Annotated in this window: 21 protein-coding genes; 14 read left to right on the top strand and 7 right to left on the bottom strand. The window is 73.1% G+C overall.

The genetic code is table 11. The annotated features are described in order from the left end of the window. The first annotated feature begins 28 nt into the window (after nt 1–28). From AB0G35_RS20040 to AB0G35_RS20070, 7 genes are all read left to right on the top strand, one after another. The gene (locus AB0G35_RS20040) at nt 29–832 is read left to right on the top strand and encodes a helix-turn-helix domain-containing protein (RefSeq protein WP_360950797.1); all 804 of its coding nucleotides are present in this window, start codon (nt 29–31) and stop codon (nt 830–832) included. 105 nt (nt 833–937) lie between these two features. Continuing rightward, on the top strand, nt 938–2446 hold the full coding sequence (gene rimO / locus AB0G35_RS20045; protein ID WP_360950800.1) for a 30S ribosomal protein S12 methylthiotransferase RimO: 1509 nt from the start codon (nt 938–940) through the stop codon (nt 2444–2446). Continuing rightward, nucleotides 2443–3093, top strand: a complete 651-nt coding sequence (pgsA, locus tag AB0G35_RS20050) for a CDP-diacylglycerol--glycerol-3-phosphate 3-phosphatidyltransferase (protein ID WP_360950803.1) — start codon at nt 2443–2445, stop codon at nt 3091–3093. Before rimO ends, pgsA begins: the two co-directional genes overlap by 4 nt. Next, on the top strand, nt 3090–3626 hold the full coding sequence (locus AB0G35_RS20055; RefSeq protein ID WP_360950806.1) for a CinA family protein: 537 nt from the start codon (nt 3090–3092) through the stop codon (nt 3624–3626). The genes pgsA and AB0G35_RS20055 overlap by 4 nt, the downstream gene beginning before the upstream one ends. 94 nt (nt 3627–3720) lie before the next feature. After that, on the top strand, nt 3721–4104 hold the full coding sequence (locus AB0G35_RS20060; protein ID WP_030415589.1) for a helix-turn-helix transcriptional regulator: 384 nt from the start codon (nt 3721–3723) through the stop codon (nt 4102–4104). A 295-nt stretch (nt 4105–4399) separates the two neighbouring features. Then, nucleotides 4400–4870 (top strand): DNA starvation/stationary phase protection protein, encoded by a 471-nt coding sequence (locus AB0G35_RS20065; RefSeq protein ID WP_360950811.1) that lies wholly within the window; start codon nt 4400–4402, stop codon nt 4868–4870. Nucleotides 4871–5059: 189 nt separating this feature from the next. Then, nucleotides 5060–5314 (top strand): hypothetical protein, encoded by a 255-nt coding sequence (locus tag AB0G35_RS20070; protein WP_360951078.1) that lies wholly within the window; start codon nt 5060–5062, stop codon nt 5312–5314. On the opposite strand, the gene AB0G35_RS20075 is transcribed toward AB0G35_RS20070, so the two are convergent. The 3 genes from AB0G35_RS20075 to AB0G35_RS20085 are packed head-to-tail and all read right to left on the bottom strand — an operon-like array spanning nt 5262 to nt 11661. Continuing rightward, a complete protein-coding gene (locus AB0G35_RS20075) occupies nt 5262–6038 on the bottom strand; it encodes an SDR family NAD(P)-dependent oxidoreductase (RefSeq protein ID WP_360950814.1) in 777 nt (258 codons plus the stop codon). The two genes, AB0G35_RS20070 and AB0G35_RS20075, sit on opposite strands and share 53 nt — an antisense overlap. A gap of 31 nt (nt 6039–6069) precedes the next feature. Beyond that, nucleotides 6070–6867: a DNA-formamidopyrimidine glycosylase family protein gene (locus tag AB0G35_RS20080; protein WP_360950816.1), complete on the bottom strand. Its 798-nt coding sequence runs from the start codon at nt 6865–6867 to the stop codon at nt 6070–6072. Nucleotides 6868–6897: 30 nt separating this feature from the next. After that, entirely contained in the window at nt 6898–11661 is a 4764-nt protein-coding gene (locus AB0G35_RS20085) for a DEAD/DEAH box helicase (protein WP_360950819.1), read from the bottom strand. Between the two features lie 126 nt (nt 11662–11787). Between AB0G35_RS20085 and AB0G35_RS20090 the strand changes: the two genes are divergently transcribed. From AB0G35_RS20090 to AB0G35_RS20100, 3 genes are all read left to right on the top strand, one after another. Then, a complete protein-coding gene (locus AB0G35_RS20090) occupies nt 11788–12672 on the top strand; it encodes an AraC family transcriptional regulator (protein WP_360950822.1) in 885 nt (294 codons plus the stop codon). Nucleotides 12673–12761: 89 nt separating this feature from the next. Further along, nucleotides 12762–13553: an AzlC family ABC transporter permease gene (locus AB0G35_RS20095; RefSeq protein ID WP_360951080.1), complete on the top strand. Its 792-nt coding sequence runs from the start codon at nt 12762–12764 to the stop codon at nt 13551–13553. Further along, complete coding sequence (locus AB0G35_RS20100; protein ID WP_360950825.1) at nt 13550–13858, top strand: AzlD domain-containing protein; 309 nt, start codon at nt 13550–13552, stop codon at nt 13856–13858. Before AB0G35_RS20095 ends, AB0G35_RS20100 begins: the two co-directional genes overlap by 4 nt. Before the next feature lie 114 nt (nt 13859–13972). Here the strand turns inward: AB0G35_RS20100 and AB0G35_RS20105 are convergent, their stop codons facing one another. Then, the gene (locus AB0G35_RS20105) at nt 13973–14893 is read right to left on the bottom strand and encodes a hypothetical protein (RefSeq protein ID WP_360950828.1); all 921 of its coding nucleotides are present in this window, start codon (nt 14891–14893) and stop codon (nt 13973–13975) included. 78 nt (nt 14894–14971) lie between these two features. Between AB0G35_RS20105 and AB0G35_RS20110 the strand changes: the two genes are divergently transcribed. The 4 genes from AB0G35_RS20110 to recX all read left to right on the top strand — a co-directional run bounded on the left by AB0G35_RS20110 (nt 14972) and on the right by recX (nt 18515). Beyond that, the gene (locus AB0G35_RS20110; RefSeq protein ID WP_360950831.1) at nt 14972–15166 is read left to right on the top strand and encodes a DUF3046 domain-containing protein; all 195 of its coding nucleotides are present in this window, start codon (nt 14972–14974) and stop codon (nt 15164–15166) included. Nucleotides 15167–15301: 135 nt separating this feature from the next. Next, a complete protein-coding gene (locus tag AB0G35_RS20115; protein WP_360951083.1) occupies nt 15302–16507 on the top strand; it encodes an AI-2E family transporter in 1206 nt (401 codons plus the stop codon). Between the two features lie 202 nt (nt 16508–16709). Further along, nucleotides 16710–17828 carry a recombinase RecA gene (gene recA, locus AB0G35_RS20120; RefSeq protein WP_360950834.1) on the top strand — a complete coding sequence of 373 codons (1119 nt, stop codon included), beginning with the start codon at nt 16710–16712 and terminating at the stop codon, nt 17826–17828. Between the two features lie 6 nt (nt 17829–17834). After that, nucleotides 17835–18515 (top strand): recombination regulator RecX, encoded by a 681-nt coding sequence (recX, locus tag AB0G35_RS20125; protein WP_360950837.1) that lies wholly within the window; start codon nt 17835–17837, stop codon nt 18513–18515. A gap of 582 nt (nt 18516–19097) precedes the next feature. Here recX and AB0G35_RS20130 read toward each other — a convergent pair. The 3 genes from AB0G35_RS20130 to AB0G35_RS20140 form a co-directional block, all read right to left on the bottom strand. Beyond that, nucleotides 19098–19502: a rhodanese-like domain-containing protein gene (locus AB0G35_RS20130; protein ID WP_360950840.1), complete on the bottom strand. Its 405-nt coding sequence runs from the start codon at nt 19500–19502 to the stop codon at nt 19098–19100. Next, a complete protein-coding gene (locus AB0G35_RS20135; protein WP_360951086.1) occupies nt 19499–20008 on the bottom strand; it encodes a cysteine dioxygenase in 510 nt (169 codons plus the stop codon). Before AB0G35_RS20135 ends, AB0G35_RS20130 begins: the two co-directional genes overlap by 4 nt. A gap of 147 nt (nt 20009–20155) precedes the next feature. Continuing rightward, nucleotides 20156–20242, bottom strand: a complete 87-nt coding sequence (locus AB0G35_RS20140; protein ID WP_311044721.1) for a putative leader peptide — start codon at nt 20240–20242, stop codon at nt 20156–20158. Between the last annotated feature and the right edge of the window lie 152 nt (nt 20243–20394).

Here is a 20394-nt window from a genome sequence, read left to right on the forward strand (position 1 = left end):
GTGGCTACACGCTCGAAAGGCGCCGCCCGTGTCCATCGGCAACTCCCCCGAAGCAGACCGGCCTTCCGTCGGTCGCGCCCTCCAGCAGGCCCGTATCGCCGCGGGACTGACCGTCGAAGAGGTCAGTACGACGACACGGGTGCGCATCCCCATCGTGCACGCGATCGAGCAGGACGATTTCTCGCGCTGCGGCGGTGACGTCTACGCCCGGGGGCACATCAGAGCGCTCGCCCGCGCCGTCTCGCTCGACCCCGGCCCGCTGATCGCGCATTTCGACGCCGAGCACGGCGGCCGGCCGACGCCGACCGATCTCGCCGCCCCGATCTACGAGGCCGACCGGATCCGCTCCGAGCCGCGCCGCCCGAACTGGACGGCGGCCATGGTCGCGGCGATCGTCGCCGTGGTCGGTTTCGCCGGCTTCACGTTCTTCGCCGGCGGCGACCGGAGCGACAACGGTCCGATCGCCTCCGATTCGCACGCCAAGCCCGCGCCGGCGCCCACCCGCCACCCCTCGACGATCAAGCCGCCGCTGCCGGAGCCGTCCGACAGCGCGGTCGCCGGGCTGCCGAAGGACAAGGTGACGATCAAGGTCACCGCCAAGGACGGCCAGAGCTGGGTCTCCGCCAAGGACGCCAACGGCAAACTGCTGGAGGACAGCCTGCTCAAGCAGGGCGAGTCCAAGACGATCACCGACAAGAAGCGGATCGACCTGGTCCTCGGCAATGCGCCGGCCGTACAGCTGTACGTCAACGGCAAAGAGGTCAAGGAGATCGGCGAGAAGGGGCCCGTCGAGCGGCTCAGCTACACGCCGGGCGACCCCCAGGCGGGCTGACCGCCGCGTTCCCGACCGCGTCCGCCGCCCGGCCCGGGGCCCCCGGAGCCGGTGGCGGAGACCTGCGCGCGAAGGGGGTGTCCGGGACGAAGTAGGCTGAGCCCTATGCCCGAACGCCGTACCGTCGCCCTTGTCACCCTTGGCTGCGCCCGTAACGAGGTGGACTCGGAGGAGCTCGCAGGCCGCCTGGCGGCGGACGGCTGGGAGCTGGTCGAGGAAGCCGCCGATGCCGATGTCGCCGTCGTCAACACCTGCGGGTTCGTCGAGGCCGCCAAGAAGGACTCCGTCGATGCCCTGCTGGAAGCCAACGATCTGAAGACCGCTTCTTCCGAAGGACGTGGCGGCAGAACCCAGGCCGTGGTCGCCGTCGGCTGCATGGCCGAGCGCTACGGCAAGGAGCTCGCCGAGGCGCTGCCCGAGGCCGACGGCGTGCTGGGTTTCGACGACTACGCCGACATCTCCGACCGGCTGCAGACCATCCTCGGCGGTGGAAACGTCGAGGCCCACGCGCCGCGCGACCGCCGCAAGCTGCTGCCGATCAGCCCCGCCGAACGGCAGGGCTCCGCCGGGGTCGCGCTGCCCGGCCACGGGGACGCGCTGGCCTCGGCCCCCGAGGACCTGCCCGAGGGCGTCGCGCCGAAGTCCGGGCCACGGGCGCCGCTGCGCCGCCGCCTGGACGCCAGCCCCGTCGCCTCGGTGAAGCTGGCCTCCGGCTGCGACCGGCGCTGCACGTTCTGCGCCATCCCGTCCTTCCGCGGCTCCTTCATCTCCCGCCGGCCCTCCGACGTGCTCGGTGAGACCCGCTGGCTGGCCGAGCAGGGCGTCAAGGAGATCATGCTGGTCTCCGAGAACAACACCTCCTACGGCAAGGACCTCGGTGACATCCGCCTGCTGGAGACGCTGCTGCCCGAGCTGGCGGCCGTCGACGGTATCGAGCGGATCCGGGTCAGCTATCTGCAGCCGGCCGAAATGCGACCGGGTCTGATCGACGTCCTGACCGGGACCGACAAGGTCGCGCCGTATTTCGATCTTTCCTTCCAGCACTCGGCGCCCGGCGTGCTGCGGGCGATGCGGCGCTTCGGCGACACCGACCGCTTCCTGGAGCTGCTCGCGCAGATCCGTACGAAGGCGCCGCAGGCCGGTGTCCGGTCCAACTTCATCGTGGGCTTCCCCGGGGAGAGCGCGGGCGACCTCGCGGAGCTGGAGCGCTTCCTGACCGAGGCCCGTCTCGACGCCATCGGCGTCTTCGGCTACTCCGACGAGGACGGCACCGAGGCCGCGTCCTACGAGAACAAGCTCGACCCGGACGAGGTCGCCGAGCGGCTGGCGCGGGTGTCGCGGCTGGCCGAGGAGCTCACCGCGCAGCGCGCCGAGGAGCGGGTCGGCGAGACGGTGCGGGTGCTGGTCGACCGTGACGACGAGGAGGACGGCCTCGTCGGGCGGGCCGCGCACCAGGCGCCGGAGACCGACGGCGTCACCCTGCTCTCGACCGGCCGGGAGCTGTCGCCCGGTCGTATGGTCGAAGCAAAGGTGGTGGCGAGCGAGGGCGTGGACCTGGTGGCGGAGGTGCTGTCGGTGGACGGCACGTCGTGTACCGAGGAGGCGGCCAGATGACCGGAGTCCCGGCTTCCGCAGCGGGTGGCCCGCGCCCGGCGCCGGCCGTCCGGCCGGCCGGGCTGTGGAACATCGCCAACGTCCTGACGATGCTGCGGCTGGTGCTGGTCCCCGCCTTCGTGGTGCTGCTGATGCACGACAACGGGACCGATCGGGCCTGGCGGGCCTTCGCCTGGGCCGCCTTCGCGATCGCCATGATCACCGATGTCTTCGACGGGCATCTGGCGCGCACGTACAACCTGGTCACCGACTTCGGCAAGATCGCCGACCCGATCGCGGACAAGGCGATCATGGGGGCCGCGCTGATCTGCCTGTCGGTGCTGGGCGATCTGCCCTGGTGGGTGACGGGCGTGATCCTCTTCCGTGAGCTCGGCATCACGCTGATGCGGTTCTGGGTGATCAAGCACGGTGTGATTCCGGCCAGTCGCGGCGGCAAGATCAAGACATTGGCGCAGGGTACCGCGGTCGGGATGTACGTCCTGGTGCTGACCGGACCGCTGGCAACCTTCCGCTGGTGGGTGATGGCGGCGGCCGTGGTGCTGACCGTCGCGACCGGACTCGACTACGTCCGGCAGGCCGTGGTGCTGCGCCGGGCCGGGCTGGCGCGGGAACGGGCCGCCCGGGCCGAACAGGACACCGTCCGGTGACCGGGCCGGGTTCTGCCGCGGCCCGGGCGCTGGAACTGCTCGCCGGTCGGGGGCAGAGCCTGGCCGTGGCGGAGTCGCTGACCGGCGGCCTGGTGGCGGGCACGCTGACCGCGGTCCCCGGGGCGTCGCGGGTGCTGCGCGGCTCGATCACCGCGTACGCCACCGACCTCAAGCGGGACGTACTGGGCGTCGACGGCGCCCTGCTGGCCGCGCGCGGCGCCGTGGACGGCGAGGTCGCCCGGCAGATGGCGACCGGAGTGCGGCGGGTGCTGGGCGCCGACTGGGGCATCGCCACCACGGGCGTCGCCGGGCCCGGTCCGCAGGACGGGCAGCCGGTGGGCACCGTCTTCGTCGCGGTGCAGGGTCCGGACGGCGCCGGCGAGGTGCGCCGGCTGGCGTTCACGGGGGATCGTGACCGGATCCGCCGGGACACCATTGACGCGGTGCTCGCACTGTTGTTGAGCGAACTGACAGAAAATGCGCGGGCACAGGATACGGAACAACACGGGGGGAATGGATGTTTGCAGCCCTGAGTGAACACGTACTTGCGCCCGGCACGGCCGCGGCCCGAGGCGGTACGGTGGGGCGAGAAGGATCCGGATCCGAGGTCCGAGGAGGGAGCCAGCGATGATTCTGCTTCGTCGCCTGCTGGGTGACGTTCTGCGCCGACAGCGTCAGCGCCAGGGCCGAACCCTGCGCGAGGTCTCGTCCTCCGCTCGGGTGTCGCTCGGCTATTTGTCCGAGGTCGAGAGAGGCCAGAAGGAGGCGTCCTCCGAACTGCTCTCGGCGATCTGTGACGCGCTGGACGTGCGCATGTCCGAGCTGATGCGGGAGGTCAGCGACGAGCTGGCGCTCGCCGAGCTGGCCGCGTCCGCGGCCGCGAGCGACGCGGTGCCGGCACCGGTGCGGCCGAAGCTCAATTCGGTGTCCGTCGCGTCCCTGGCCGGCGTACCGGAGGAGCGCGTGACCATCAAGTCCCCGGCCGACGTCGTGGATGTCGTCGCGGCCTGACACACCTGTTCACAGGCGTCCGGAGCCCCGGCGGGCAGCAGCCCGCCGGGGCTCCGTGCCGTCCGGGAGGTCCCGGCTGATCCTCCGGGCCGCTCGGAACGGGCGATTCATTTGTACGATGGCTAAATCGGACAAATGGTCCGAATTGCTGTCGAGATCGCCCACGGAACGCGCTCACCTGGATCGATCGCCCGGACCGGTCGTCCAGATCGGTCACCCGGACCGGTCACCCGGACGGTGCGCGGCCCGATCGGGTGCGGTCAGGCTCGATCCCCGTTCGAACAGGAGTATCCGGATGTCTGTCGTCAAGAGCACGCTGTCCGACGAAGCCCGCGGCATCGTCGGGAACGCCCTGCAGGGCGCCCTCGTCGACCTGGTGGACCTCTCCCTCATCGCCAAGCAGGTGCACTGGAACGTCGTCGGCCCGCGGTTCCGCTCCGTCCACCTCCAGCTCGACGAGGTGGTCGCCAGCGCGCGGACGCACATGGACACCGTGGCCGAGCGCGCCGCCGCGGTCGGTGTGTCCCCCGACGGCCGGGCCTCCACCGTCGCCAAGACCAGCGGCATCAACGAGGTGCAGGATGGCTGGATCAAGGACGGGGACGTGGTGCGGGCCATGGTGAACGCCCTGGGTTCGGTCATCGGTCGGATGCGCGAGCGGATCGTCGCCACCGACGAACCGGACCCGGTCACCCAGGACATCCTGATCGGCCTCACCGCCGATCTGGAGAAGCACCACTGGATGTTCCAGGCGGAGGCCCACTGACGGGGCTCGTGGTGGCCGTGCGCGCCGCAAACGCCCCGGTGCGCTCTCCCCGCCGACGGCGGGCCCGTCTAGCGTCGGCCGGAGGAGGCAGCCATGGCGTGGCGTGGAACCGCGGCCCGCGGACCGGCCGGGCGGCTCCCGGAGGGTGAGCCGCCCGGCCGCCGTCCGCGGGCCGTCCCGGGGGGCCGGATGTCCGCGGCCCTCGTCGGGGGGCTGTGGTGGTGCGCCGTGCTCCGGCTGGTGTTCTGGCCGCAGACGGCGGGCGTGGTCGAGGGCGCCGTGGCGCTCGGCGGCTGGGGTCTGAGCCTTCTGCCGGTCCACTGCGTGCCGTGGACGGAACGGAACGGGCGCCGGCGCCGGCGGGCCGTGCTCCGGCGGGCCCGGATGGCGTTCACCACGGCATGGCGACGCCGCCGTTCGGACGCAGGATCTGGCCGGTCGTGAAGGACGAGGCGTCCGACGCGAGATACAGCACGGCATGCGCGACGTCCGCCGGTTCCCCCACCCGCCCCAGCGGTGACATCCGGATCATCGGCGCCTCCGCCCGCTGCTGCGCCTCCGCGGTGGGCCGGTCGGTCATCGGGGTGCGGATCCAGCCCGGTGCCACGGCGTTGACGCGGATGCCGTGCCGGCCGACCTCGGTGGCCAGCGTCCTGGTCAGCTGGACGACGGCGGCCTTGGCGGCCCCGTAGCACAGCAGACCGGGCGCCCCGGTGTCGATCGCGCCGGAGGCCATGGTCACGACCGAGCCGCCGGTGCCGGTGGCGATCATGGCCCGGGCCGCTTCCTGGCACCCGTACAGCACCCCCTTGAAGTTGGTGTTCCACACCCGGTCCAGATCCGCGTCCGCGGTCTCCAGGACGGGCGCGGAGTGCATGATCCCGGCGATGTTCGCCATCACGTCGAGCCGGCCGGAGGTCGAGCGGGCCGCGTCGACGACGGCGGCGACCTCGGCCCGGCAGGTGACGTCGACGCGGTGCGCGAACGCGGTGCTGCCGGACGCGGTGAGCGCCGCGGCGGTCGCCCGCGCGCCCGGTTCGTCGAGGTCCGCGCAGTGCACCGTGGCACCGGCCTCGGCGAGGAGTGCCGCGGTGGCACGGCCGATGCCTTTCGCCGCGCCGGTCACGATCGCGGTGCGGCCCGTGAGGTCGTACGCGGGCAGGGGCATGCCGGGAGGGTAGGCCCGAGCTGACGGACCGTCAATTCCCTGTGGGGCCGGGCTGGCAGCGGGGGCACCAGTAGGTGACGCGTTCCTCGGCCGCGGGGTCCTGGTCGGCGGAGCGGACCGGCGTACCGCAGCGCAGGCAGGGGCGGCCGGCCCGGCCGTAGACCCACAGCCGGCGGTCCGGGCGGGCGCTGGGCGTGGTGGTACGCGCCGGACGCCGCTTGTTCGCCTCCAGCAGCTTCTTGGCGAGCGCCGGCGCCCGCTCCGGCGCGGACAGCTCCCCGACGGGCAGCCAGGGCGAGGCGCGCAGCAGGAAGCACAGCTCCGACTTGAAGACGTTGCCGATGCCGGTCAGATTGCGCTGGTCCAGCAGGGCCTCGCCGAGCGGCCGTTGCGGGGCGTCGAGCAGCCGGCGCAGGGCCTCTGCCGCGTCCCAGTCGGGGCCCAGCAGATCGGGCCCCAGATGGCCGACGACCCGCGACTCCTCGGCCGTCGGCAGCAGATCGAGGACCGGGAGGCGGTAGCCGACCGCGGTGCGCTCCGCCGTGCCGAGGACCGCCCGGATCTGATGGGCCGGACCGCCGCGCCAGCGCTCGGCGGGACCGTAGATCTGCCAGGCGCCGTCCATCCGCAGATGGGAGTGGAGGGTCAGGCCGCCCTCGAAACGCTTCAGCAGATGCTTGCCGCGGGGAACCACCGCCAGCACTGCGCGACCGGTCAGATCCACCGTCGCGAGCCGCGGCACCCGCAGGTCGCAGCGGGTCAGCGGCCGGCCGGCCAGCGCTTCGTGCAGCCGCTGCGCCAGCCGCCAGACGGTGTCACCTTCGGGCATGCCCCCATCATGCCGGGTCCCCCGTCGCCGTCAGCCGCGCAGCCGCAGCCCCCGGGGCGTGGGGTGGAAACCGGCGGACTCCAGGACGACGGCGAACGGGGAGGTGAGGGCGGCGGTGCCGTTGATCCGCTCGGTGGTGATCGTGCCCAGCCCGCCGGCGCGGGCGGCGTCGGTGAGCGCCTCCACCGCGGACCGCAGCCGGGGATCCGTCGTGGCCCCGGCCGGGTCCTGGCCCAGCGGCCATATCAGCAGGGTCTTGCCGCCGCGCTCCATGTAGAGCGTCAGCTCACCGTCGACCAGCACCACCACCGAGCCCGCCTTCCGGCCGGGCTTGTGCGTCGAGCCCTCGGGCGGATCGGGCCACGACAGCGCGGCACCGTAGGCATTGGCCGGATCGGCGGCGGCCAGCACCACGGCCCGCGACGAACCGCCGCGCCGCTGCGGACCACCGTCCGGCAGCGCGTCGTCGACGGTGCGCTCCCGCTGGGTGTTCACCGCGCGCAGCCGGTCCACCGCGCCGTCCATCGCGAACTGGGCAGCGCCCAGGCCCTCGACGACATAGCCACGACGGGCCTGCCCGGACTCCTCGAACGCGGCCAGGACGCGGTACGCGGCGGAGAAGCCGCCCTCGACCCCTTCGGCCGCGACCGCACCGCGGGTGACGATGCCGTGCCGGTCCAGGAGCGTACGGGCCAGGGCGTGCGCCCGGTGGGTGGGATCCGGCTCCGGAGCGGGCAGCAGCGACCATCGGCCGCCGACCGTCGGCGGGCCGGACCGGGACGCCGTGGGCCGGCCGCCGTGGCCCGCGGCCGTGGCCAGCGATCCGTACCGTCCGCGGGGGACGGCGCGCCGGGCGCGGTGCGCCGTCGAACCGGCCGTACGGCCCGAGCCGAGCAGTGCCCGCAGCGGGGCGAGGGTGTCATTGGTCAGCCGGCCCGACCAGGCCAGGTCCCAGAGCGCGTCGGCCAGTTGGGGATCGGTCGCCTCGGGATGGGTGGTTGCCCGCACCTGGTCGGCGAGCTGGCGGAAGAACAGGCCGTACCCGGGGGCGAGCGCGGCCAGCAGCGACTCATGGAGGGCGGTCAGCTCCAGGGGGAGCGGCGGCGGCAGCAGCAGCGGGGCCGCATCCGCGAGATGCAGCGAGAGCCAGCCGTCCTTGCCGGGCAGCGCACCGGCACCGGCCCACAACACCTCGCCGGTGGCGGTGAGTTCGTCCAGCATGGCCGGGGTGTACCCGCCGACGCGGGACGGCAGCACCAGCTTCTCCAGGGCCGAGGCCGGCACCGGCGCGCCCTGCAACTGCTCGATGGCGCGCACCAGCCCGTCGATGCCGCGCAGGCCGTGCGATGCGCCGCCGGACGGCGCCGGCCGGCCGCTCACCGGGGCCGGACGCGGCGCGGCGACATGCTGCCACTGGGGCAGGAACGCGGCGAGCGCCGCCGGTGGCACCGGCTCCAGCTCCTCGCGCAGCGCGGCCAGCGAACGGCGGCGCAGCCTGCGCAGCACCTGGGCGTCGCACCACTCCTGGCCGATGCCCGCCGGATGGAACTCGCCCTGCACGACCCGGCCGGCGGCGGCGAGGCGGTGCAGCGCGCCGTCCGTGACGGCCGTGCCCAGCCCGAAGCGGGCGGCCGCCTGCTCGGACGTGAACGGGCCGTGCGTACGGGCGAAGCGGGACAGCAGATCGCCGAGCGGGTCCTTGACCGGTTCCGTGAACGACTCCGGCACGCCGACCGGAAGGGCCGTGCCCAGGGCGTCCCGCAGCCGGCCGGCGTCCTCGACCGCGGCCCAGTGGTCGGCGCCGGCGATCCGCACCGAGATGGCCCGCCGGGCGGCGGCCAGCTCCCGCGGCCACGCCGGATCCGCGCCGCGTTCGACCAGCTCGGCGTCGGTCAGCGGTCCCAGCAGCCGCAGGACGTCGGCCACCCCCTCGGCGTCCTTGACCCGGCGGTCCTCCGAAAGCCACTGCAGCTCGCGCTCCAGTTCGGTCAGCACCTCGGTGTCCAGCAGCTCGCGCAGCTCCGCCTGGCCCAGCAACTCGGCGAGCAGTCGCGAGTCCAGCGACAGCGCGGCGGCCCGCCGCTCGGCCAGCGGGGAGTCGCCCTCGTACAGGAACTGGGCGACGTAGCCGAACAGCAGCGAGCGGGCGAACGGGGACGGCTCGGGGGTCGTGACCTCCACCAGGCGGACCCGGCGGGCCTCGATGTCGCCCATCAGCTCCGACAGACCGGGCACGTCGAAGACGTCCTGGAGGCATTCGCGGACCGCCTCCAGCACGATCGGGAAGGACCCGAACTCGCTGGCCACCTGGAGGAGTTGGGCGGCGCGCTGCCGCTGCTGCCACAGCGGGGTGCGCTTGCCGGGGTTGCGGCGCGGCAGCAGCAGGGCGCGGGCGGCGCACTCGCGGAACCGGGAGGCGAACAGCGCCGAGCCGCCCACCTGGTCCGTGACGAGCTGATCGACGTCGCCCGGGTCGAAGGCGACATCGGCGGCCCCCACCGGGGACTGCTCCGGGTCGTACTCCGCGCCGCGCGCCCCCGGATCGCCGGGCGCGCCGAACCCGTCCCCGTCGAGGAGGTCGAGACCCATCAGATCGGCGTCCGGCAGCCGCAGCACGATGCCGTCGTCGGCATGCATCACCTGGGCGTCCAGGCCGTAGCGCTCCGCCAGCCGGGAGCCGAGGGCCAGCGCCCAGGGGGCGTGCACCTGCGCGCCGAACGGGGAGTGGATGACCACCCGCCAGTCGCCGAGCTCGTCCCGGAACCGCTCGACGACGATCGTGCGGTCGTCCGGGACATGGCCGCAGGCCTGCCGCTGCTCGGCGAGATAGCCCAGCACATTGGAGACCGCCCAGTCGTCCAGCCCGGCCGCGGCCAGCCGGCCCCGCGCCTCCTCCGGGTCGGCGGCCCCGATCTCCCTGAGGAACGCGCCCAGCGCCCGGCCCAGCTCCAGGGGGCGGCCCAGCTGGTCGCCCTTCCAGAACGGCAGCCGGCCGGGGACCCCGGGGGCGGGGGTGACCAGCACCCGGTCCCGGGTGATGTCCTCGATCCGCCAGGACGTCGTACCGAGCGTGAAGACATCGCCGACGCGGGATTCGTAGACCATCTCCTCGTCGAGCTCGCCCACCCGGCGCCCGCCGCCCCCCTTGCCGGAGTCGCCGCCGGCCAGGAACACCCCGAACAGGCCGCGGTCCGGGATCGTGCCGCCGGACGTCACGGCCAGCCGCTGGGCCCCCGGCCGGCCCGTGACCGTCTGGGCGACCCGGTCCCACACCAGGCGCGGCCGCAGCTCGGCGAACGCGTCCGACGGATAACGGCCCGCGAGCATGTCCAGCACGGACCGGAACGCCGACTCCGGGAGCGCGGCGAACGGCGCCGCCCGCCGGACGACGGCCAGCAGCTCCTCCACGTCCCAGGTGTCCATCGCCGCCATCGCCACGACCTGCTGGGCGAGCACGTCCAGCGGATTGGCCGGCACCCGCAGCGCCTCGATGGCGCCCGACCGCATCCGCTCCGTCACCACGGCCGCCTGCACCAGATCGCCGCGGTACTTCGGGAAGACGATGCCCGTCGAGACCGCCCCGACCTGATGTCCGGCCCGGCCGACCCGCTGCAGACCCGACGCGACCGACGGCGGCGACTCCACCTGCACCACCAGGTCGACCGCGCCCATGTCGATGCCCAGCTCCAGACTGGACGTGGCGACCACGGCCGGCAGCCGGCCGGCCTTCAGGTCCTCCTCCACCTGGGCGCGCTGCTCCTTGGACACCGATCCGTGGTGCGCCCGCGCCAGCAGCGGCGGCGCGCCCTTCGCGGCACCGGCCTCGGCCATCAGCTCAGCGGGGGAATGGTGCTCGGGCAGCGCCGTCCCCGTCGTCCGCTCGTACGCGATCTCGTTGAGACGGTTGCACAGCCGCTCCGCCAGGCGGCGGGAGTTGGCGAAGACGATCGTGGAGCGGTGCGCCTGCACCAGATCGGCGATGCGTTCCTCGACCTGCGGCCAGATCGACGGCTTCTCGCCGGTCTCCCCCTCCCGGACCGGGGCGCTGCCCAGCTCGCCCATGTCCTCCACCGGGACGACCACCGACAGGTCGAAGCGCTTCCCGGACGGCGGTTGGACGATCTCCACCCGGCGCCGCGGCGACAGATAGCGGGCCACCTCCTCCACCGGGCGCACCGTCGCCGACAGCCCGATCCGGCGCGCCGGACGGTGCAGCAGCTCGTCCAGCCGCTCCAGGGACAGCGCCAGATGCGCTCCGCGCTTCGTGCCGGCGACCGCGTGCACCTCGTCCACGATCACCGTCTCGACGCCCGCCAGCGCCTCCCGCGCCGAGGACGTCAGCATCAGGAACAGCGACTCCGGGGTCGTGATGAGGATGTCCGGCGGGCGGTTGGCGATCGCACGGCGCTCCGCCGGGGGCGTGTCCCCGGAACGGATCCCGACCTTGATGTCCGGCTCCGGCAGGCCCAGGCGGACCGACTCCTGCCGGATACCCGTCAGCGGGCTGCGCAGATTGCGCTCCACATCGACCGCCAGCGCCTTCAGCGGCGACACGTACAGCACCCGGCAGCGCTTCCGCGGCTCCGCGGGCGGCGGACTGCTCGCCAGCGCGTCCAGCGACGCCAGGAACGCGGCGAGCGTCTTGCCGGAGCCCGTCGGCGCCACCACCAGGACGTCCGAGCCCGCGCCGATCGCCTGCCAGGCGCCCTCCTGCGCGGCGGTGGGCGCGCGGAACGCCCCGGCGAACCATCCGCGGGTCGCCGGCGAGAACGAGTCGAGCGCTGACTTGGCCATGTTCCCCATCGTGCACCGGACCACTGACAACGCGGCCCGGCCCGGCCGCCGGCGGGCCGCCCCGCCCACCGTCCACACCCCGGACGCCCAGGTCACGGGCGTACGGCCCGGCCGCAGAATGGAGACATGATCACGGTCAGCGGCGACGGCGCGGCCGCGGACGGCGCGCCCGGCACGGACACCACGCCGCGGGCCCGCGAGGAGTGGGCCCGGCACTGGCGCTACCCCGGCCTGCCCGGTCTCGATCTGCTGCGGGCCCGCTACGTCCGGCACTCCTTCCCCCGCCACGCCCACGACGGCTACGTCGTCTGCGCGGTCACCTCCGGCATCGAGGAGGTCGGCCTCCAGAAGGGCAGCATCCGGGCCGGCCACGGCGGCATCATCATGATCAACCCCGAGGTCGCCCACACCGCGCGGGCCGGCGCCCCCGAAGGCTGGACCTACGCCACCCTCTACCCGTCGTCCGGTCTCGTCGCCGCAATAGCCGACGAGACCACGGCCCTGCGCGGCACCGCCGGCTTCACCGAATCCGTCGCCGAGGACCCCCGGCACGCCCGCATGATCACCGACGTCCACCGGGCCGCCGAGGCGGGCAACGCGCTCGCCGCCGACAGCCTGCTCCGCCTCGCCGTCGCCCGGCTGCTGCGCCGCTACGGAGGCCCCCTCCCGGCGCGCACCCCACGCAGCGCGGGCGCCCGCAACGCGGCCCGCGCCCGTGCCGTACTGGAGGAACGGATGGCCGACCCGCCCTCCCTGGAACAGCTGGCACACGACCTCGGCACCAGCCCGTTCGCCCTGCTGCGGGCCTTCAAGGCCACCTACGGCATGCCCCCGCACACCTGGCTCACCGACGCCCGGGTCCGCCGTGCCCGCACCCTCCTGGAGGCCGGCCGCGCGCCCGCCGACACCGCCGTCGCGGTCGGCTTCACCGACCAGCCGCACCTGAACCGCCACTTCACCCGGATCGTCGGGGTACCGCCCGGCGCGTACCGCAGGGAACGCGCCGGCTGAGCGGCCGCGCCAGGCAGGAGGCGCAAGAACGTACAAGACCCCTGGGCACGTCCCCGCCTAGTGTCCCGGGCGTGGCAGAACAGACAGACATACGCACTCCCGAGGAGGCCGCGCCACCGGAACCGGCGCGGCCCGCCAAACCCGACTCCGCCGTCATCCGGGACGCCCTCGGCGTCGGCATCGCCGTCGGCCTCTCCGGATTCGCCTTCGGCGTCACCTCGGCCGGCGCCGGCCTCAGCGTGCTCCAGACCTGCGCGCTGAGCCTGCTCGTGTTCACCGGCGCCTCGCAGTTCGCCCTGGTCGGCGCGCTCGCCGCGGGCGGCAACCCGCTCACCGCCGCGGCCGGCGCCTTCTTCCTCGGCGTCCGCAACGCCTTCTACGGACTGCGGCTCTCCGCCGTCCTCGGCTACCGGGCGACGGTCCGGCCCTTCGCCGCCCACTGGGTCATCGACGAAACCACCGCCGTCACCCTGGCCCAGCCGGACCGCCGCAGCGCCCGGCTCGGCTTCACCGCCACCGGCCTGAGCCTCTACGCCCTGTGGAACCTCACCACCCTCATCGGCGCCCTCGGGGCCGAGGCGCTCGGCGACACCGACGCCTGGGGCCTTGACGCGGCCAGCCCCGCCGTCTTCCTGGCGCTGCTCGCCCCGATGCTGCGGAGCACCGTCGAGCGGGTGGCCGCCGGCCTCGCCGTCCTCCTGGTCATGACCACGCTGCCGCTGCTGCCCGCCGGGGTCCCGGTCCTGCTCTCGGCGCTCGCCGCCCCCGCCGTCCTCGTCGTCCAGGGGCGCAGGGCGCGGGCGGGGCGGACCGGGAACGGCACGACCCACCCGGCGGACGGCTCGCCCGGCCGCCCCGTCACCGAGGAGGAGCGGGCATGAACGTCTGGATCGCGATCGCCGCCACCGCCGTCGGCTGCTACCTGGTCAAGTACCTCGGCCTGTCGGCGCCCGCCGGCGTCCTGGAGCACCCGCTCGTCAAACGGCTGGCCGCCCTGCTCCCGGTCGCCCTGCTGGCCGCGCTCACCGCACAGCAGACCTTCAGCGACGGCCACCACCTGATGCTCGACGCCAAGGCCGCCGGCGTCGCCGCCGCTGCCGTGGCGCTCGTCCTGCGCGCGCCGTTCCTGCTGGTCGTCGGCGTCGCCGTGGCCGTCACGGCAGGCGTACGGGCACTGGGCGGCTGACGCCTTCCAGGCCGGCGGGCATGCGCAGCAGCGGGCGGCCCCGGAGGAGGGGCCGCCCGCATGCTCACCCAAGGGACCACGACCCGGCCGGGCCGACCGGTCCGGGCCGACCGCTCAGTCCAGCCGTCCGTACGCCCGCAACGTCCGAAGCGCCTTCAGCGTCACCATCGGGCGGCTCTCCAGCGCCGTCCCCGGCGCCCAGATCCGCCAGTTCACCGGCCAGCCGCCGTCCTCCTCCTGGAGCGCCGTCAGGTGGTCCAGCGCCCGGTCCATCTCCTGGTCGGAGAACCAGCCGCGGGCCAGGGAACCGGGAGACGGCGCGTAGTCGTACGCGAAATGGTGCTCCCCGGGGGCGTACCCCGGTGCCACTGGGACATCAGCCGCCCGCCCCGGGTCCAGCAGCACCAGGCGCTCCTCCCTGACCAGCCGCCCCAGCCGCTCGGCCGCCGCCGCGGCGCGCGGCCGGTCCGGCGCACCGTCCAGGAACGCCAGCGCCGCCTCCACCTCGTACGGATGGGTCCCCTTCAGCGACTCCACCGCCGCCCAGCAGTAGTCCGTGGCCCGGAAGAGCCAGGCGTGCCACACCTCGTTGCGGTGCAGCGTGCCCACCACCGGGCCGGTCGCCAGAAGGGCGCTCGGCGGATCGTCGACCACCGGGATCCACGGGGCGGCGGGATAGCCGCGCTGGGAGGGGTGCAGCGCGGGCAGCGCCCCCTCGGGGGTCGAGATCTTCGTCAGATAGCGGCAGATCCGCTCCACCTGACGACCGTCACACCGCCCGATCAGGTCCAGGACCTTCAAGGCGTGCGCGGTGTGCAGCGGCTGGCTCACGGGGCCGCGCAGATCGGGCTCCAGGGCGTGGCCGAAGCCGTCGTCGTCGTTGCGGTACGCGGCGAGCGCGGTCTCCACCGGATCCGCCCCGCCGCCGAGGAAGTCGTACTCGAAGAGCCGCTGTTCGAGCACCCGGGCGGTCAGCCAGATGAATCGCTCCGCGTGTGCCAGAAGCGTCGAAGGAGGTCTTGCGTTGTCGGCCATGGCCTGACCGTAGGGCCGAAATCCTCCGGCGGCACCGGCTCGCGCCCCCCTGCCAGCCCAGGGCGGGATACTGGAGGCATGCGGTTGACGGTCTTCTGGCAGCGGATGGCGGATCACTTCGGCGCGGCGTACGCCGACTCCTTCGCGCGCGATCACGTGATGTCCGGCCTCGGCGGCCGGACCGTCCACGAGGCACTGGACGCCGGGTGGAGCGCCAAAGAGGTGTGGCGGGTGGTCTGCACCGTCATGGACGTGCCGCCCGAGAAGCGCTGAAGCAGCCGGCGCCGAGCGCGGACGGAGTTGTCGGCGCGGTGCGCGACACTTGGCTTCGTGCCTGTGTCTGAAGAGATCACCAGCAACGACGTCCCCCGCCCCGAGGACCGGCCGGACGCCCGGTCCGACGTCCGGATGCCGCGCTGGCTGCCGCGCGCCATGGTGCTCGCGCTCGCCCTCGTGGCCTGCTTCCAGCTCGCCACCTGGGGATTCCACCAGCTCATCTCGCTGCTGCTGAACGTGCTGATCGCGTTCTTCCTGGCGCTCGCCGTCGAACCGGCCGTCTCCTGGATGGCGGCCCGCGGCATGCGGCGCGGACTGGCCACCGGCCTGGTGTTCCTCAGCATCCTCGTCGCCGCGGCCGGCTTCTTCGCGCTCCTGGGCTCCATGCTCGCCGGCCAGATAGCCACCATGGTCCAGGAGTTCCCGCAGTACCTCGACTCCGTCATCAGCTGGATCAACAGCACCCTGCACACCCACCTCTCCCGGGTCGAGGTGCAGAACAACCTGCTCCGGTCCGACTGGCTGCAGAAGTACGTCCAAGACAGCGCCAACAACGTGCTCGCCGTCTCCGCGACGGTGCTGGGCAGCCTGTTCAACCTGCTGACCGTCGCCCTCTTCTCGTTCTACTTCGCCGCCGACGGCCCCCGGCTGCGCCGCGCGCTGTGCTCCGTCCTCCCGCCGCGCCGCCAGGAGGAGGTGCTGCGCGCCTGGGAGATCGCCGTCGCCAAGACCGGCGGATACCTCTACTCGCGCGGCCTGATGGCGCTGATCTCCGGCCTGGCGCACTACGTCCTGCTGGAGCTGATGGGCGTGCCGTACGCCCCGGCGCTGGGCATGTGGGTGGGCCTGGTCTCCCAGTTCATACCGACCATCGGCACCTACCTCGCGGGGGCGCTGCCGATCCTGATCGCCTTCACCGTCGACCCCTGGCACGCGCTGTGGGTCTTCGGCTTCGTCGTGATCTACCAGCAGTTCGAGAACTACCTCCTCCAGCCGCGGATCACCGCCAAAACGGTGGACATCCACCCCGCCGTCGCCTTCGGATCGGTCGTCGCCGGCACGGCCCTCATGGGCGCGGTGGGCGCACTGATCGCCATCCCGGCCACCGCCACCCTGCAGGCCTTCCTCGGCGCGTACGTCAAGCGCTACGCCGTTCCCGACGACCTCCGGGTCCACGGCAAGGCCCGCCGCCGTCGCGCCGCCGACCTCCTGGCCCGCGTCCGGCACGCCGCCGAGCGCGAGGAGGCCCGGCCCGGCGGGAAGGAGCCGGCCAGCCAAGGCAAGGAGCCGGCCGGCCGGGACGCCGACGCACCGCAGGCCATGCCTGACGCGGGCTGACGCGGCGGACTCGCGGGCACACGGCGCGGTGCAGCGCTTGACACAAAAATCGAACAGCTATTCTCATGAGAGTTCCGGCCCGTGATTTCGGGGTTTCCGCGAAGTTATCCACAGGCCGGAGCCGGGTCCGGGCGCGTTGTCAGTGGCAGGCGTTAGCGTCATGGACGTGAAGCGATCGACTCAAGCAAATCGGGTGGAACCCATGGCAGGCACTGACCGCGAGAAGGCGCTCGACGCCGCGCTCGCACAGATTGAACGGCAATTCGGCAAGGGCGCAGTGATGCGCATGGGGGAGCGGTCGAAGGAGCCCATCGAGGTCATCCCCACCGGATCCACCGCCCTCGACGTCGCCCTGGGTGTCGGCGGCCTCCCCCGAGGCCGCGTCATCGAGGTCTACGGCCCGGAATCCTCCGGTAAGACGACCCTGACCCTGCACGCGGTCGCGAATGCCCAGCGGGCCGGCGGCTCCGTCGCGTTCATCGACGCCGAGCACGCCCTCGACCCCGAGTACGCCAAGAAGCTCGGTGTGGACACCGACGCCCTGATCCTCTCCCAGCCGGACAATGGCGAGCAGGCTCTGGAGATCACGGACATGCTGGTCCGCTCCGGTGCGCTCGACCTCATCGTGATCGACTCCGTCGCCGCCCTGGTGCCGCGGGCCGAGATCGAGGGTGAGATGGGCGACTCCCACGTCGGCCTCCAGGCCCGGCTGATGAGCCAGGCCCTGCGCAAGATCACCAGCGCGCTCAACCAGTCCAAGACCACGGCGATCTTCATCAACCAGCTCCGCGAGAAGATCGGCGTGATGTTCGGCTCGCCGGAGACCACGACCGGTGGCCGGGCCCTGAAGTTCTACGCCTCGGTGCGCCTGGACATCCGCCGCATCGAAACCCTCAAGGACGGCACCGAAGCCGTGGGTAACCGCACCCGCGTCAAGGTCGTCAAGAACAAGGTCTCGCCGCCCTTCAAGCAGGCCGAGTTCGACATCCTCTACGGCCAGGGCATCAGCCGCGAGGGCGGCCTGATCGACATGGGCGTGGAGCATGGCTTCATCCGCAAGTCCGGAGCCTGGTACACGTACGAGGGCGACCAGCTCGGGCAGGGCAAGGAGAACGCCCGCAACTTCCTCAAGGACAACCCGGATCTCGCCAACGAGATCGAGAAGAAGATCAAGGAGAAGCTGGGCATCGGCGTCAAGCCGCAGGACCCGGCGGAGCCCGGCGCGGATGCCGCGGGCGCGGCGGCCGACGCGGCCCCGGCGGCTCCGGCTGCGGCGACGAAGAGCGCCAAGGGTTCCAAGGCCGCAGCGGCCAAGAGCTAGCCCGCCATGACACGGCGAACGGAATGGCCGGACAGCGCTGACGAGATGAGCAGCGCGGCCGGCGACGCCGAGACCCGTAGCGGCCGCAGGGGCGGCCGCGGCCGTGAGAACGGCGGTGGTTCCGCTCTCGCCTTCGGCGAGGGCGAACCCGACTCGTCGAGGGCCGAGGCGGGACCACCGCGTACACCCGAGGAGCAGGCGCGGGCCATCTGCCTGCGCCTGCTCACCGGGAGTCCGCGTACCCGGAAACAGCTGGAGGATGCCTTGCGCCGGCGCGGCATCCCCGATGAGGCCGCGCAGGAGGTGCTGTCCCGCTTCGAGGACGTCGGACTGATCGACGACGCGGCCTTCGCCGACGCCTGGGTGGAGTCCCGCCACCACGGGCGCGGCCTGGCCCGGCGTGCCTTGGCCCGGGAGTTGCGGACGAAGGGCGTGGACTCCGCACTGATCGATGAGGCGGTCGGCCGCCTGGATTCCGAGCAGGAGGAGTCCACCGCCCGAGAACTGGTCGAGCGCAAGCTGCGCACGACCAGGGGTCTGGACAGCGACAAACGCCTGCGCCGCCTGGCGGGAATGCTGGCCCGCAAGGGCTACCCGGAGGGCCTGGCCCTCCGCGTGGTCAGACGGGCCCTGGAGGAAGAGGGCGAAGACCCCGACCTCCTGGAACATCACTTGCCGGAGTACTGATCCGGCCTGGAACGAGAGCTGCTGCTGACTTGCTGACCTGAGCTGGGCTGACCTGAGCTGGGCTGACCTGGGCCGGGCTGTCTTGGGCTTTGAGGCGAGGTGGGTGTCGGGGGACGGTCGGGGGACGGGGCGGCCGGGGCTGTGGAGGCTGTCAACAGGACGGGACTCAGCAGGACGGGACGGTGGGGGCTGCGCGGAAGCGGAAACGGAAGCGGCGGTGGGGGAGTGGGGTAGGTGGGGGCGGGGGTGGGGCCCCCGGGGGAGGGAAGCCCCGCAACCCACGAAGGCACCGCATCCCCCAGGCCCACGAGCCCGCCCGCACCGCCGCCCGCAGCCCTGCTCGTAACTGTCGCGCGCCCGCCCGGGCCCCCTACCGCAGTCCTGCTCGTACCTGTCGCGCGCCCGCCCGGGCCCCCTACCGCAGTCCTGCTCGTACCTGTCGCGCGCCCGCCCGGGCCCCCTCCGCAGTCCCGCTCGTACCTCCCGCGCCTCACCTACTCCCGTGGGTCCGCCACACCCGCCGTCCCACCGGCGGGGCCGCCGTCACTTTCCCGGTATCACTGGATGGCTGGCTTTCGAGCATCACCGGTGGCCGTCGTCCCTACCGTCGGTATCTACCGGTAGGCCCGCGGCACGCCAGGCCTGGAAGCCGCCGGTGAGGTCGGTGGCTTGGTGGAGGCCCAGGCGGCGGAGGGAGAGGGCGGCGAGGCTGGAAGCGTAGCCCTCGTTGCAGATCACCACGACGGGCAGATCATGGCGGGCCGCTTCCGGGGCGCGGTGTGCGCTGGTGGGGTCCAGGCGCCACTCCAGTTCGTTGCGTTCCACGATCAGGGCGCCGGGGACGGTGCCGTCGCGGTCACGCAGCCGGGCATAGCGGATGTCGACGAGCAGGCCGCCCGCCTGTTGGACGGCGGCGGCCTCCTCCGGGTCGAGCCGTCGGTCCAGTTGCCGGCGGGCGTCGGCGAGCAGGGCGTCGATGGCGCTCACGTCCACTGCTCCGGGCGCTCGACCTCTTCCAGGCGGAGTACCGGGCCGGTACGGCTGTAGCGGCGCATCAGCGGCAGCGGGGGGTAGTAGGCATGCACGGAGACCGCGTGGGTGTCCGGCGAGGTGTTGAGGACCTGGTGGACGTGGTGCGGGCCGAAGGCCCGGCCGCGGCCGTCGCCGAGCGTGCGTTCCCGGTCGACGCCGTCGGCGAGTTCCAGGGTTTTCCAGCCCTCGGTGGGTAGTTGGGCGGCGAGCGACTGCTCCGTCAGCTCGCCGGTCGCCGTGGCGAACGCACCGTGTGAGCCGCCGTGATCGTGCCAGCCGGTGCCGGTGCCGGGCGGCCAGCCGATCAGCCAGGCCTCGCTGCCGCCCGGCCCGTCCAGCCGGATCCACGTCCGGCCTTCCGGGTCGAGTGGCAGCGAAGTGATGAGTGCCGGGTCCGCAGCGGTACGGCGGACGAAATCGAGGAGTGCGGAGGCGCTGGGCCCGCCGTCTTTGCCGGCGATGTCCTTGCCGGCGGTGTCATTGCCGGGGGCGGGGCGTGGCGGGCGCGCGGGGGTACGTACGTCGGGCACGGAAACCGTCCTGAGTGATCGCGAAGAGGCGCGGCTGCCGGACAGGGCAGGCGGCCGCGCGGGGAAGGGGAATGCGGATCAACAGGACGGACGACACATGCAGCCCGCATAGCGGACCAGGTCCAGATGGACCCTCCGCCAGAATCGCGAGCTGTGGTCAGTCACTCTCGGAGTGAAACACGCTGGTTCGGGACGGGGCAACCGGGAGATCAGGAGCGGGAGTCGGCGCCGTGCGCAGCCCCCGCCCCCGCCCCCCTCCGCTCCCTGGTGCTCAGACCGCGGCCCCGCCCACCTCCGGCGTTCCTCCCCAGTGCTCA

Origin of the sequence: Streptomyces sp. NPDC021749, from assembly GCF_040640655.1 — a bacterium.
Lineage (GTDB): Bacteria > Actinomycetota > Actinomycetes > Streptomycetales > Streptomycetaceae > Streptomyces.